Origin of the sequence: uncultured Fretibacterium sp. (assembly GCF_938040765.1) — a bacterium.
GTDB lineage: Bacteria > Synergistota > Synergistia > Synergistales > Aminobacteriaceae > CAJPSE01.
Window position 1 is genome coordinate 1 of the sequence record NZ_CALIAA010000088.1, and the last position, 13,432, is coordinate 13,432.

The window sequence follows — 13,432 nt, forward strand, 5'->3', positions numbered from 1 at the left end:
CTCGCCGCCGCCCACCCGAGGGGACGAGGGCCACCCGCGTCGGAGCGACGGAGACGCGGACCAAACGGGCTCCTTCGTCCTCGGCCGCTTTTTCGACCTCGACCGCGAGCACGCAGCTGCGTTCCCGGGGCAGCGTCCTCTGAAAGGACACGAAGTTCCCCAGGGACCATGCGACGAGCCGGGCATCGGTACCATGCACCGAGGAGGCGAGGCTGACCTCCATCGGCTGCAGGACATGAGGGTGGGTCCCGATGACCAGATGGGCCCCCTCCGCCAACGCCGTCTCGGCAGCCCTCCTCTGATGGGCCGACGGGACGAAATGATACTCCTCCCCCCAGTGGAAACAGGCCGCGATGATGTCGGGGCTCAGGGTCCGCGCCCGTGCGAGCCCCTCGGATATCGCCGAGTCCGAGATCACGTTGAGGTGGACGTCGCTCGAGGAAAGAAGCCGGTTGCTCCCGTAGGAGTAGTTGACGAAGGCCCATCTCAGCCCCCCATGTTCCACCAGAAGCGCGTCGTTTTTGGGAACGTCGTCCAGCCCCAGCCCCGTCCACAGGATGCCCGCCCGGTTCAGGACCTCGACGGTCCGGCGCGCGCCTCCCGCTCCACGATCCAGGATATGGTTGTTCGCCAGGGTGACGACGTGGACCCCCAGACCGACCAGCGCGTCCGCAAGCGAGTCCGGGGTGTTGAACAAGGGATATCCGGCATACCCCCTTTCGGGGCCGGCGAACGTCGTCTCCAGGTTCCCGACGATCAGGGCATCGCCCCAAAAGAGCGGCTGTACCCTCCGGAACTGCGGGGCGAAGTCCCACTCCACGGCGCCGTTTCTCCTCGTCGCCGCAGCGTCCAGCTGCTGATCGTGGGCCATGATGTCCCCGATGAAAAACGCCCGCGCCCGCAGGGGCAGGGCCAGTGCGGGCATCGGGGTGAACGAAGCGAGCGAAGCAAGGATCACGAGAGAAATGGCGAGAAAAAAAGTCCGCCTCACGATCGGTCCCCTCCTCAGTCTTTCGGCTCAATCCTCCAGTTCGATCCTCCGGCTCGTGCCGTCGAGCTCTTACGGCGGGACTATCCGTCGATGTACGAGTCGAAGTAACCCGATATGTGAATGACGGGGGTGCCCCTGTCCCCGCTCCCGGAGACGAGGTCGCACAGGGAGCCCAGAAGATCCGTATAGCGCCTCGGGGTGGTCCCGAGGGCGTTTTTCTCCTCCGCCAGCCCCGACTCCCTTCCGTTTGCGGCGGGCTTCGAGCGGATGGCGGTGCGAACGGCCTCCTCCGCGTCCCCCTGGGCGTTGTCCGCGATCATCTTGAACTTGATCTCGGAGGGGGTGCCCTTCAGGCCGTCCGTGTATCCCGGAGAGACGACGGGGTCGGCCAGCTCCCAGATCCCGCAGACGGGGTCCTTGAAGGCGCCGTCCCCGTAGACCAGGACCTCGACCCTGCGCCCGGTGAGGCGAAGGATCTCCTGCTGGAGGCTGCGCGCGAAGGGTCCCGCATCGCGAGGGAAAAGCTTGACGGTCCCCTCCTGAGAGTAGTTGGACCCCAGAAGCCCGAACTCGGGATTGTATCCGCCCCCATTGGAGCGCGGTTCCGTGCAGATCTGATCCAGGGTCCAGACCGAAGCTCCCCTTTCCCGCAGAAGGCCGGCATAGAGGACTCGATTGTGGATGTTCGCCATCACGACCCGGGAGGTGACGTCCAGGATGCGCAGCGGGTTGTTCGTGAAGTGGATTTCTATCCTTCCCGGGGCCAGGTCCTTGTAGAGCTCCACGTAGTCCACCCCCGTGAAGGGATGCCTGTAGCGCCCGAACCGCGCGTCGTACTCCGCCGTGCCGAAGCACTCCGGCATTCCCGAGGAACGTTTGAGGTACTCGGCGGGGTCGATCAGGTGGTTGCCCACCTCGTCCGCGGGGAAGGAGAGGAAGAGATGCACCTTTCCCCGGATGCCCCGGACGATTCCGTCGAGCAGGGACATGAACCGGTTGCGGCTGAGGATGGGAAAGGCGACCGCCGCATCCCCCTCCGGGATCTTGTCGCGAACGTCCGCGGCGATCTCCTCCAGAGTGACGATATTGCCCTGCGCCCTCGCCACGAGGGACTCCGTGACCCCCACCACGTCGCGGTCCCTGATGGTAAAGGGCGCGTAGCCCGATACCGCGGCCTCGACGAGGTGTTCCGCTGCCATCTTCACCAGGTCGTCGCCCCTGCGGATCACGGGCATACGAATTCCATGCACCTCAACGCCAACCTTACGAAGCACTGCCTCTCCCATAATGATCCGTTACCTCCATAAAAACTTCAGTATGAGCCCTGCTCTGTCGATTTTACAACAAAAAAAGTATACAATACGAAGGAAATTTTATCCCGATCCGCCCCGTTTATCAAAAAGATGAAATGCGCCGGCGGGAGAAGGCAACACGCGGATGCTTCCAAAGGCGTACCACGCGCCGCCTCGGATGCCAACGTCGAGCGGGCGTCATACTGGCCGGAGGTGAACAGCTCGTGAACAACCTGTACGAACAGATGGATTTTGTCTTGTCTGGAGGAGCGCTGAAATCGCTTACAGACTTTCTTGCCCTCAGGGTCCCGTCCGCCCTCATCCTGGTTCCCCGAGGGGCGGACCTCCATATCCTCGACGCTGTGGGAGTGAACCCGACGCAGCTCATTCTGCCGGGCGAGGGCCTTCGCCTGGGTTCCCTCTTCTCGAGCCGCCCCGCCGTGTCCCCCTGCGAGCTGGAACAGGCTCGGACGGAGAAGGAAGAATGGCCGTGGGTTCTGCGCATGCGCGGGCCCCACTGGGAGGTCTATGTCCTGCTGAGGGAAAAGGCCGACGAGTCCCTGCTGGACGAACTGAAGCCCTACGCCGGCATGGTTCGGCTCTGGCAGCAGTTTCAGAGGGTCGACGCCAACGAGGGCAAGCTCTCCCGCCTCTCCTACATGATCCTGGCAACGAAGAGCACCCTGGCCTCCATATTCGAGCCCATGCCCCTCGAATACTTCGCCTCGTTCGTCGCGGACGTCCTTCGCGAGAGCCTGTTCCCGAGGTCCGTCTCCATCCTGAAGGACGAAGGCGGCCATCTGAAGCTCCTGGCCGGAAAAATGGACGTCCTTCCGCCGCGCGAGGGCATCTACGCGCAGGCCATCCTTCCCTCCGCGCCGGTCCTGGACCAGGGTTCCGCCCCCTATCGGGCCGTGCTTCCCATCGCCGAGGCGGAGACGCGGCTCTTCTGCGTCCTGGAATGGGAGGACCTCCCGGACGGCGAGATGCTTCATTTCCTCGAGCTCCTGGGAAATCTCGCCTCCCGCGCCCTCGCCATCAACAGCCTCCGTTCGAAGAACACGCTGGCGGCGTCTCAGGCCTCCTCGGGGGACTTCACGATCCTCTCCCTCTCCAGCGTCCTGAAAGCCCTGAGGGACGAGGGGGACCGCAGCCGTTTCCTGGCCCTCGCCGCGGATGTGTTCCTGGAGATGGGGCAGATGTCGGAATGCCTTTTGTCCGTGTGGGACGGGGAACACGGGGGCTACGCCCTGGCGGAGCATCGCTCCGGAGGCGTCAGGGATTGCTCGGAGCATCCCGTCCTGCGCGCTTCCCGGCGATGCGAGGTCTCCCGCAGCCTGCAGCCGCTCTACGACCTGAAGCATACCCCGGCCGCAGAGCTCCTCGGTTCCTGGGGGCTGGACGCCGCTTCGTGGAAGGAGCTCGAGCACATGCAGTATCTGGTCCCGATCCACGACGGAAAGAGCGTCGAGGGGTTCGTCGCCCTCGCCTCGGACTCCGGCGTCGCGCCCGGCGAACCCCAGCGGGAGGCCCTGAGCATCGCGGCCCAGTTCACGGGCTACGAAATTCGGAAGTTCAAAAGCTAGGGAAAAAACACGGGGCGCCCCTCGGAGGCGCCCCGCACTTTTAGAACGGGCTTTCGGATCCTTATCGGGAGGTGCTGCCGATCTCCCTTCCCGACGTCAGAACCCCCTTCACGCTTCCGGACGCCATGCACTTCTCCAGTCTTCCGGAGACCATCTCCCCGACCAGGCCCCCGACCGATTTGCCTCCCTCGACGTAGCCCAGTGTCTCGCAGCGATCCGCGATTCCCCTCTCCATCCGGCCCGCGAAGCCGCCCACACCCGCGGTTCCGCTGACAGTGGCCTCCACGATGCAGCGCCGTGCCAGGCCGTTGACCCAGAGCCCCGCCACCCCGCCCGTCCGCTCCCATCCCAGGACGGAGCCGGAGACGGTGTTGTCGGTCAGGGTCCCGGACTCCACCCAGCCCACAAGCCCGCCCGTATTCTCCTTGCCCTCGACCATCCCGTCGAAGAGGGACCGGCGGATGATGACGGAATCGGAAGCGAAGCCAATCAGGCCGCCAACCGTCTTGCGGCCCTGTACTCCCAGCTCACGGGTCCTCACCTCGCTCAGCTCTCCCTGACGGACGTTGCCCGCCAGGCCGCCGACGTTATCCTGGCCCGAAATTTCCCCGCGGACCTCGGCTCGGGCGAGAACGGTGCCGAACATGGATCCGATCAGTCCCCCGGCACTCGATGCGCGGCCCTTGATCGTCCCCGAGAAGGAAAGTCCGGACATCCGGCTCTCGGAGGCCTTCCCGATCATCCCTCCCACGTTCTCCGTGCCCAGCACGCTGCCGGATACGGAACAGTTCTTCAGCTCGGAGCGTACGGCAAGCCCCGCCAGAATGCCGACATTGGAGCCGCCCGATACGGAGGCGTCCTCAATGGTAAGCCTCACGACGGTCGCCCCCTCCAATACCCCGAAGAGTCCCGCCATGCCCGCGGCCGGAGCCTCGATGTTGAGCCCACGCACGACATGGCCGTTCCCGTCGAAGACGCCCTTGAACGGGCGGCTTCCGCGCTCCCGGTAAAAACCGATGGGATTCCAGCGCCTGCCGCTCAAATCGAGGTCGGCCATCAGGCGAATCCTCTGACCGGAATAGGAATTGCCCTGATTGACGGATTGGGCCAGGGCCTCCATCTGGGCCGCCGTGCGGACGATCCAGGGACTCTTGACCGATCCGTTTCCCGAAGCGAAGATTCTGCCGCTCTTTCTTCGAGAACCTCTCCTCCTGAGCGAGGCCTTACGGACGGACCCGCGGCTCTTTACTCCGGACTTCTTGGAGACCACCTCGACGTCTCCAGCCTTTGCGGGTGACGTCCAGAAAGCCGAGATCCCCAGGAAAAACGAAAGGCCCAGCACCAAAACAAAAAATCTCCCCATCCGCATCGCACAAAATCTCTTGAGCTCCGTAAACAATTTTCGACATCCTTTCCCGAAAATATCCCTCGTCTGCAGGAGAAATCCGCTCTTCAAAACGTTTGCACAGCCATGGCACCCCACTCAGACGAAGCTCCCCGGAGTCTTCCAGGCACTTTCTTTATTCTATCTTATTCCTCCCAAAATACGGAACAAAAACTCATTCATTTTACGTTTTTATCTCAACAGATGATGTTGTCATCCCGACAGGATGGTCCGGAACGGGAAATACCACCCCTAATCCCGCCCCGATCCAGCCTCCCAAGGCTTGACATGGCATTCCTTTCCAATCACAATGAGGTCAGGGAAGAACGTCGGGGACGCACCTCCCCAAATCCGGTCGGCTTAATGGAGGAAAGGATTCGAACATGAACTGCAGACACTGCGGCGCGGCCCTGCCCATCGGGGCCGAACGATGCGAGTATTGCGGTGCGGCCACGCCGCACGCGGCGGACAATCTCGAGACGATCCTGAGGGAAAAGAAAAGGAAAGGGCTTCTCTCCATGAAGCGGGTGTCGGGGGGAATGCTCTTCTTCCTTTATTTTTTCACCGTCGGCGTCTACGGCAGCGTGTGGCATGTCCTCAGGAACAAATCCCTGAACCGCCTCGCCCCGAATATCCAGATTCCCCTCTGGGCGGCCTGCCTGCAGCTCGCCCTTCACCTGGGTTGGATTCTGATCCCCCAGAGCTCCGTCGGCCAGGCCCTGGGGCTCTCGGAGGAGAATGTTCAGGACTGTTTCAACCTTCTGAGCCTGGCGGCTTTCATCCTTTCCATCTGGCTGTCCTTCAAGGCTCGCAGCATCCTTCAGCTCTACGCCTCGCGCTACCTGGAGAAGAGCGTCGCCGTCCTGAGCATCGCCCCGTCGGGCCTGATGATCTTTCTTTTCGGTCCTCTTTATCTCCAGGGCCAGATCAACAGGATGATCGCCATGGAGCTGCTGAACCCCGACCTGTAGACCAGAGACAAAAAGGAGCGGATACAAATGGCCTTGATGCAAATTGTAAGATGGGACTCCGGCCTGAACCCGGCGGACATCTTCGCCTGGCGCTATGTGGACCCCAAGAATCCGGACAGGAGCGACGCCCTGGGCAACTGGACCCAGCTGGTTGTCCAGGAATCCCAGGAGGCCATCCTCTTCCGGGACGGACAGGCGCTCGACCTCTTTGGGCCCGGGCGCTACGTCCTCTCCACGGACAACATCCCGCTGCTGAGGCGCCTGATCAACCTGCCCACCGGCGGCGAGACCCCCTTCAAGGCCCACGTCTGGTTCGTCAACAAGCTCAACATCCTGGACGTCAAATGGGGCACGCTCTCTCCCCTGCTCCTGCGCGATCCCGAATATCAGATCCCCATCCCCGTTCGAGCCTATGGACAGTTCGGCGTCCGCATCCGCGACAGCCGCAAGTTTCTGCTCAAACTGGTCGGGACCCGCACGCGGCTGACCCGGGACGAGCTCGTCGATTCCTTCCGGGGGCTGCTGCTCAGCCGCATCGGCGACATGGTCGCGAGCTACATCACGCTGCGGAAAATCAACATCTTCGACATCAGCGCCTACCTCAAGGACATGTCGGACGAGGCCGCGGAGGAGGTGCGCCCCGTATTCGAGGAGTACGGCATCGAGCCCGCGAACTTCTTCTTCGGGTCCATCAACGTGCCCGAGGACGACGAGGCCGTCCAGGACCTGAAAAAGGCGATGAGCGAGCGGGCGCGCATGAACGTCATGGGCTACAACTACCAGCAGAGGCGCTCCTTCGACGCCATGGAGGGGATGGCTCAGGCCTCGGGCTCCGGCGAGGGCGGAGGGGGAAATCCCCTGCTTGGGGCCGGCATGGGGCTCGGCGCGGGCCTGGGCATGGGGGGAGCCTTCGGGCAGATGGCCTCCCAGATGGGGCAATTCCTCAACACGTCCCCAACCGGCGCATCGCGTGCCTGCCCCAAGTGCGGCAAGGCCTGCGGCGAGGGACGCTTTTGTCCCTCGTGCGGCGCATCCCTTGCCCCCGGCTGCCCTCATTGCGGTGCGGAAATAGCCGCCGATGCTCGTTTCTGCTCCAAGTGCGGCAAGCCAATCTCGAGGGTGTGCGAGTGCGGCGCGGCGCTTGCCCCCGATGCGGCCTTCTGCTCCCGGTGCGGCAGGAGCACGGAGGGCGAAGCCTCTCAAAACTGACGAAAGCACGTGACGGAAAGGGGAAAACAACATGAGCAAGGCAACCAACAAGGTTCGGCATATCTTCAATCTCTTTCTTCTGCTGTTTCTGGTCGCGGTGGTGGCGGGGGTTTGCGTCTGGTTCCTGACGACCCCCGAGGCACGGGGGACCACCTTCTGGATGTCCATGGGGTTCCTGGCCTTCGCAGCCCTGTTGGGCACCCTCTTCGCCTCCCGGATCGTGCTCCGAAGCAACGCGGGCAGGGAGATTCCCCACGGATTCTCCCACATTTACCTGCTCGCCCTCTATTTCATCTTCGTCATCGCCATGGCCTTGGTGAACGCCCGTATCGCGTTTTCCGTCACCACCTATTTCCTGATTCACATCGTCGGCCTGGCCGTCTTCCTCATTCCGCTCCTCCTCACCAACATGGCCATGCTGAAGCTGAGCGGGGCGGATCGGGAGGAACAGCGGCAGGGACGCCAAAATCTGGCGGCGGCGGCCATGCGCGTGAGGAACATGGCCGAGGACCTGAAAGGCATTGTCGCCGGCGATCGGGAGCGGATCGCTCCACTTCTCGCGCTGGCGGATTCCCTCCAGTACTCCGATCCCAGCGCCGCCCCCGGGGAGGCGGAGAACGCGCTGAAAGGCGCATTGGACGCCCTGGACGAGGAGGCCGGGATGATGATGGCCTCGCCCGATACCGAGCGAGGCGATCGATGGGAAAAAGTTCTGAGGGCCTGCGTCAAGGCGGAGCGCGCGCTCGAGGCGCGAAACGCGGCGCTCCTGAACTCCCGATAGGGCTCCCTGGTTCTGGGCGCCAGCTCCTTTCTTTTCATCGCATCGCGTCATAAAAACAAGGGCTCCCGGCCTGCCGCCGGGAGCCCTTGTTTTCGTATGAGGCATAAAGTGTTAGAAGAGGCCGGTTATCTTCCCGTTCTCGTCCACATCGATCGACAGGGCCGCGGGCTTCTTGGGCAGGCCCGGCATCGTCATGATCGCACCGGTGACCGCCACGAGGAACCCCGCCCCTGCGGAGAGACGCACCTCGCGCACCGTGATCCGGAAGTCCTTCGGACGGCCGACCTTGGTGGCGTCGTCGGAGAAGGAGTACTGGGTCTTGGCCATGCAGATCAGCAGGTCATCCTTGCCCAGCTCGTGGATGAGCTCGAGGTCCTTCTCGGCCTGAGGCGTGAAGTCCACGCCGTCGGCGCCGTAGATCTCCTTGGCAATGGCCGTCATCTTCTCCTTGGGGCTCATCTCGGGCTTGTAGATGAACTTGAAGTCGGAGGGTTTCTCGCACGCCTCGACGACCTTCTTCGCCAGCTCGACTCCGCCCTCGCCGCCCTTGCCCCAGACCTCGGAGAGCGCGAAGGAGGCGCCCATCTCGGCGCACTTCTTCTCCACCAGGGCCAGCTCGGCCTCCGTGTCCAGCGGGAAGCGGTTGATGGCGACGACGACGGGAAGCCCGAACTTCTGGATGTTCTCGATGTGCTTCTGGAGGTTGGGGATCCCCGCCTCGAGGGCCTTCAGGTCCTCGCTGCCCAGCTCGGTCTTCTTTCTGCCGCCGTGCATTTTAAGAGCGCGGACCGTCGCGACGACGACGACCGCAGCCGGCTTGAGGCCGGCCATGCGACACTTGATGTCCAGGAACTTCTCGGCGCCCAGGTCCCCGCCGAATCCGGCCTCCGTGACCAGGTAGTCGGCCAGCTTCAGGCCCAGACGCGTCGCCTGAACGCTGTTGCATCCATGGGCGATGTTGGCGAAGGGGCCGCCGTGGATGAAGGCGGGCGAGCCCTCGAGCGTCTGGACCAGGTTCGGCTTGATGGCATCCTTCAACAGAGCCGCCATGGAACCGGCGGCGCCGATGTCCCCCGCCGTGACGGGCTTGCCGTCGTAGGTGTAGGCCAGGACCATCCTGGAGAGCCGGGCCTTCAGGTCCATCAGGTCCATGGAAAGACAGAGGATCGCCATGACCTCGGAGGCCACCGTGATGTCGAATCCGCTCTCGCGCGGGACCCCCTCGGTACGGCCGCCCAGGCCGATGATCACCTTGCGCAGGGCACGCTCGTTCAGGTCCACCACGCGGCGGAACACCACGCGGCGGGGATCGATGTTCAATTCGTTGCCCTGCTGGAGGTGGTTGTCCAGCATCGCGGCGCAGAGGTTGTGGGCCGTGGTGATGGCGTGCAGGTCCCCGGTGAAGTGGAGGTTGATGTCCTCCATCGGGACCACCTGGGCGTAGCCGCCCCCCGCCGCACCGCCCTTGACCCCGAAACTGGGGCCCAGGGAGGGCTCGCGCAGAGCGACGCAGACCTTTTTGCCGATCTTGGACAATCCATCGGTCAGGCCCACGCTCGTCGTGGTCTTGCCCTCGCCCGCAGGCGTCGGGGTTATCGCCGTCACGAGGACCAGCTTACCGTCCGGCTTGTCCTTGAGCCCTTTGAGGACCTGGGGCTGCACCTTGGCCTTGTACTTGCCATAAAGCTCAAGATCGTCCTCGGAGATCCCCAGCTTCTTCGCCACCTCCGTTATGGGGCTCATCTTCGCAGCCTGGGCAATTTCGATGTCGCTCGGTACCGTCATCACTCAACACTCCATTCTACTTGGTTTTGTTACTTCCCGAGAGGAAAAGAGAATCGGTTTCTCCCCAATCTCCGTACTATCATTATAGTATAGCGATTGAAACGTGTTTTCATGACCGGCGGGCAAAAGGACATTGTCACCGGCCTCTTTGGGGAAAGCGGAAAACGGGGCTCCGGACGAACATATCGAAACTCGGAGTCGGCTATCCCCCAATGGACGTCAGCGCTCGGAGAGACATCGGTGGGCCGCCAGGGTCTCGATCAGGGAGCCGTCGTCTTGGTCGTCCAGGAGCGCCTCCATCTTGTCGTACTCCTCCCCTCCGCCCAGAGAGCGCAGGATCTCCAGCATATCGTCGGCCTCCTCACCGAAACGCCCGGAGAGCAGGCCGAAGAGAATCACACCCCTGGAGAACCAGTTGAGCAGGTTGTGCGAGGAGGACCACACGTCCGAGAAGAGAAGGCTGAAGTGAAAATCCTCCTCCTCCTCCTCCGAGTCGTCGACCGGATCGGGGAAGTAACCCAGCATGTAGAAGGGGACGTTCGGGGCCATGGACAGGGCATCCCAGAACATCGCAGCGGCCTCACCAGTGCCGCCTTCCCCCTCCTCCGTCAGCATGAAACATGCTGCCAGCCTCGCATAGGCCCAGCCCAGCTGGCGGTCGCCGTCCTGCATCGTCTCGCGGAGGATGAGGGACCAATCGCGCTTTTCGATCAGGATCCTGTAATAAAGGCTTCTGACGGACCCCTGGTCGTCGAGGTCGTGACGCATGAGCTCCTGAACGATCTCGAAGGAACGCTCGTCGTCCTCCATGGAAAAGAGGGTGAAGGCCGCCCTCTGCAGGAGCGCAAGGTAAACCGTCCCCAGCTCGTCCTCGGCGAAGTCCTCCTCGGGGATCCCCTCCTCCCTCAGAACGCTGCGGGCGTTCTCGATGGCATGGACGAGTATCGGCAGGCGCACGTCGTCGTCCTCGGTAAGATCGGCCTGAAGCAGGAGGACCTCGGGGTTTTCGGGGTCCAGCTCCAAAGCCCGCTCCACCAGCTCCTCGACCTCTCCGGCATCCTCGGATTCATAGGCCCGTTCCAAGAGGTCCTCGATGTCCCCGGTTCCATTCCCCATGTTCCACACCCCTCAATTCTCTGACATCCACTGCTCCATCGATATTTTCATTTGGTATTCCCGCCTGGGGGAGGATTCCTATTTCCCGCCCGTGTCCCAGCCTCCGCCTCCACCGCCATCCGATGGAGCGCGGCCTTTGTCTCCGTCTCCGACATCCCACTGCGATCCGGGGTTTTCCTCTCCGGGTTTGGAGGGGGACGGAGCCGGAGAGGTCCCGGACGAACGCCCCCCGATCCGCCCGTTTCCGTGACGGTACGCGCACAGAGCGTTCAAGGGGACGGGGCCATGCCACAGGAGCCCCCAGGATCGGGCCAGATTGGCCAGATCGCAGGCATTTCCGCACGTCCAGAAGAACTCCTTTTCCCTCAGCCGCTCCACGATCCAGGGACGCCGCAGCCGCAGGGCCTCCCAGGTATACTGCCCGCCCGCCGGGGACACCTTCTTCCACCTGTCCGCCAGCCAGACCCAGACCCCCGGCCTCCCCGAACGCCAGGCCAGGACCGTGCAGGCCAAAGGATCCTCAAGAATGCCCATGTTGTCGCATCCGAGGGCTCGAATTTCACGAAACTCGTTGCACCGGAGGAAATCATCGCACATCCAGGAGGCCGTCACCCGAGTCAGCTCGGGCACCCTCATGGGGACGACGGAGCCCACGAGGACATCGGTCGGGACAATGCTGCCGTCGACGCCCGTACGGCCGTACACCCAACGGTTGGGCGCCACCTGAGCCACCGCGAAGCCGTCGAACGTGGCGTACCATCCCGCAGGCATCCCCTGAGGACGCCAGACCTCGAAGTTCAGCCCATAAGGTCTTTGATATGCCGCCATCACGGTGTTCGCCAGAACGCTCCGCGTCGGCAGCGTAAAGAATCTCCCTCCCATGTCCCCCATGGGGACGAGGACGGACCGGGCGTCGGCCTGCCCCCCCGACAGGTGAAGCAACAACAGGATCACGGCGACAAGAGAGCCCTTTCCCGAGGTCCGAAGCATCCCAAAGATCACTCCTCCGTCTCACGATTCCCAAACGCGCCCCAAAGCCCCTGTGCATACGACCCGGTCCATTGAATTATATCAGGAATGCGAACCTGCCGGACATTTTTGCATCAAAATACCGGCCGATGCGCTATAATTGAAGGGGAATTCCATTCAGAATAAATTGATGGACGGAGGGGACCCATGACCGGGACAAGCGACGTTTCGAGCCGCGTTTGGGACGCGGCAGCCCGCGCTGCAGGCGCGTCTTTTGGCCTTGCGGAAAAGGCTGCAGGACGCTCCGTAGGCGTGAGCGACACGGAGGAGGGGCGCGAGGCGGCGCTGGAAAAGGTACAGGAGGCCAGGGAGTCCGTCTCCAAGACGACGTTCCGCATGTGGGACCGTCATGCCGAGATGGTGAAGAAGTCTCAGGCTTTGCATAAGGCCAAGATCCGAAAGGACGCCATCGCCCGCCGCAACCGGCAGAATCGGGAGCGCCAGACGGAGCTTCTGGCCGAGATGGCGCTCGAGAACGCCCGCCGCTCCAAGTGGCTCAACGCCGCCTCCCTGCAGCGGAGAAAGGCGGCTTCGCCCCTTTAGCTTCCTCTGGCCGGGTCAAAGCCCATCAGGCCGACGGCCGCGATTTTCGAGACGGGGGATGCCCTTTCGGGCATCCCCCGCTGTGCTCCTCAGCCCTCTCCGCCCTCCGCCCCCTCGAAGCGGTCCGGAAAAAAGGACCGCACTTCTTCCAGGAAGCGGTCAACGCGTTCCGGAGTATGAATGAAGTTGGGATCGGACAGATCCAGAACCAGGAAGTTGGGGATATCCATCTCCATCTTGACGAAGTCGATGAAGGGAGCATAGGCGTTGTAGAGCATCCGCCAGTACTCCTCGCCCGCCGCGATCTCGTCGTCGCGGCCGCGCTCGTGGATTCGGCGCATGATCTCCTCGAAGGGACAGTGCACCAGAATCAGGAGGCGCGGCGCCTTCGTGTAGCGAAGGAGGGAGTCGTAGAGGGTCAGATAGCAGCCGAACTGGCTGTCCCTGAAATACCCCTGCTTGTAGTACAGCGTCGCGTAGACCTTGTCTCCGAAGATGCTGCGGTCCAGAATATACTGCTCCTCCTCCGAGGCGCAGAGGTACTGGGCGAAGCGCGTGACCAGAAAGTTGAGCTGCATGGGAAAAGCCCACTTGCGGTCGTGATGGAAACGGCTCAGCAGGTCATGCTGATCCCGAAACTCCTCCGGCATCACCTTGAATCCGAGCCGCTCCGAGAGCAGGTTCACGATCGTCGACTTCCCGCTCGCGGTCATCCCCTCGACTATAATCTGAATTTGACCCAATT

General features: G+C 62.8%; 12 protein-coding genes. 5 read left to right on the forward strand and 7 right to left on the reverse strand.

The genetic code is table 11. The features are described 5' to 3' along the window. Positions 1 to 991 (reverse strand): CapA family protein (locus Q0176_RS03200; protein ID WP_299299156.1); only part of this gene is annotated, 991 nt, incomplete at its 3' end. A gap of 80 nt (positions 992 to 1,071) precedes the next feature. Further along, complete coding sequence (locus tag Q0176_RS03205; protein WP_299299158.1) at positions 1,072 to 2,277, reverse strand: coenzyme F420-0:L-glutamate ligase; 1,206 nt, start codon at positions 2,275 to 2,277, stop codon at positions 1,072 to 1,074. A 230-nt stretch (positions 2,278 to 2,507) separates the two neighbouring features. On the opposite strand from Q0176_RS03205, the gene Q0176_RS03210 reads away from it, so the two are divergent. After that, positions 2,508 to 3,869, forward strand: a complete 1,362-nt coding sequence (locus tag Q0176_RS03210) for a hypothetical protein (RefSeq protein ID WP_299299160.1) — start codon at positions 2,508 to 2,510, stop codon at positions 3,867 to 3,869. A 61-nt stretch (positions 3,870 to 3,930) separates the two neighbouring features. Here Q0176_RS03210 and Q0176_RS03215 read toward each other — a convergent pair whose 3' ends face one another. Then, positions 3,931 to 5,214 (reverse strand): hypothetical protein, encoded by a 1,284-nt coding sequence (locus Q0176_RS03215; RefSeq protein ID WP_299299162.1) that lies wholly within the window; start codon positions 5,212 to 5,214, stop codon positions 3,931 to 3,933. 422 nt (positions 5,215 to 5,636) lie between these two features. Here Q0176_RS03215 and Q0176_RS03220 point away from each other — a divergent pair, with 422 nt between their 5' ends. From Q0176_RS03220 to Q0176_RS03230, 3 genes are read left to right on the forward strand one after another with little or no spacing between them, the layout of a single operon-like run. Further along, positions 5,637 to 6,224: a DUF4234 domain-containing protein gene (locus tag Q0176_RS03220; protein WP_299299164.1), complete on the forward strand. Its 588-nt coding sequence runs from the start codon at positions 5,637 to 5,639 to the stop codon at positions 6,222 to 6,224. 27 nt (positions 6,225 to 6,251) lie between these two features. Beyond that, a complete protein-coding gene (locus Q0176_RS03225; protein ID WP_299299166.1) occupies positions 6,252 to 7,433 on the forward strand; it encodes an SPFH domain-containing protein in 1,182 nt (393 codons plus the stop codon). 31 nt (positions 7,434 to 7,464) lie between these two features. After that, complete coding sequence (locus tag Q0176_RS03230) at positions 7,465 to 8,214, forward strand: hypothetical protein (protein WP_299299168.1); 750 nt, start codon at positions 7,465 to 7,467, stop codon at positions 8,212 to 8,214. Positions 8,215 to 8,325: 111 nt separating this feature from the next. Here the strand turns inward: Q0176_RS03230 and Q0176_RS03235 are convergent, their stop codons facing one another. The 3 genes from Q0176_RS03235 to Q0176_RS03245 all read right to left on the reverse strand — a co-directional run bounded on the left by Q0176_RS03235 (position 8,326) and on the right by Q0176_RS03245 (position 12,105). Then, on the reverse strand, positions 8,326 to 9,999 hold the full coding sequence (locus Q0176_RS03235; RefSeq protein ID WP_299299170.1) for a formate--tetrahydrofolate ligase: 1,674 nt from the start codon (positions 9,997 to 9,999) through the stop codon (positions 8,326 to 8,328). Positions 10,000 to 10,218: 219 nt separating this feature from the next. Continuing rightward, complete coding sequence (locus Q0176_RS03240; RefSeq protein ID WP_299299172.1) at positions 10,219 to 11,115, reverse strand: hypothetical protein; 897 nt, start codon at positions 11,113 to 11,115, stop codon at positions 10,219 to 10,221. A 78-nt stretch (positions 11,116 to 11,193) separates the two neighbouring features. After that, positions 11,194 to 12,105, reverse strand: a complete 912-nt coding sequence (locus Q0176_RS03245) for a hypothetical protein (RefSeq protein ID WP_299299174.1) — start codon at positions 12,103 to 12,105, stop codon at positions 11,194 to 11,196. A 291-nt stretch (positions 12,106 to 12,396) separates the two neighbouring features. On the opposite strand from Q0176_RS03245, the gene Q0176_RS03250 reads away from it, so the two are divergent. Then, on the forward strand, positions 12,397 to 12,687 hold the full coding sequence (locus Q0176_RS03250; protein WP_299299175.1) for a hypothetical protein: 291 nt from the start codon (positions 12,397 to 12,399) through the stop codon (positions 12,685 to 12,687). An 89-nt stretch (positions 12,688 to 12,776) separates the two neighbouring features. Here Q0176_RS03250 and Q0176_RS03255 read toward each other — a convergent pair whose 3' ends face one another. Then, positions 12,777 to 13,430, reverse strand: coding sequence for a deoxynucleoside kinase (locus Q0176_RS03255; protein WP_299299177.1), 654 nt, complete (start codon positions 13,428 to 13,430; stop codon positions 12,777 to 12,779). Positions 13,431 to 13,432 lie beyond the last annotated feature (2 nt).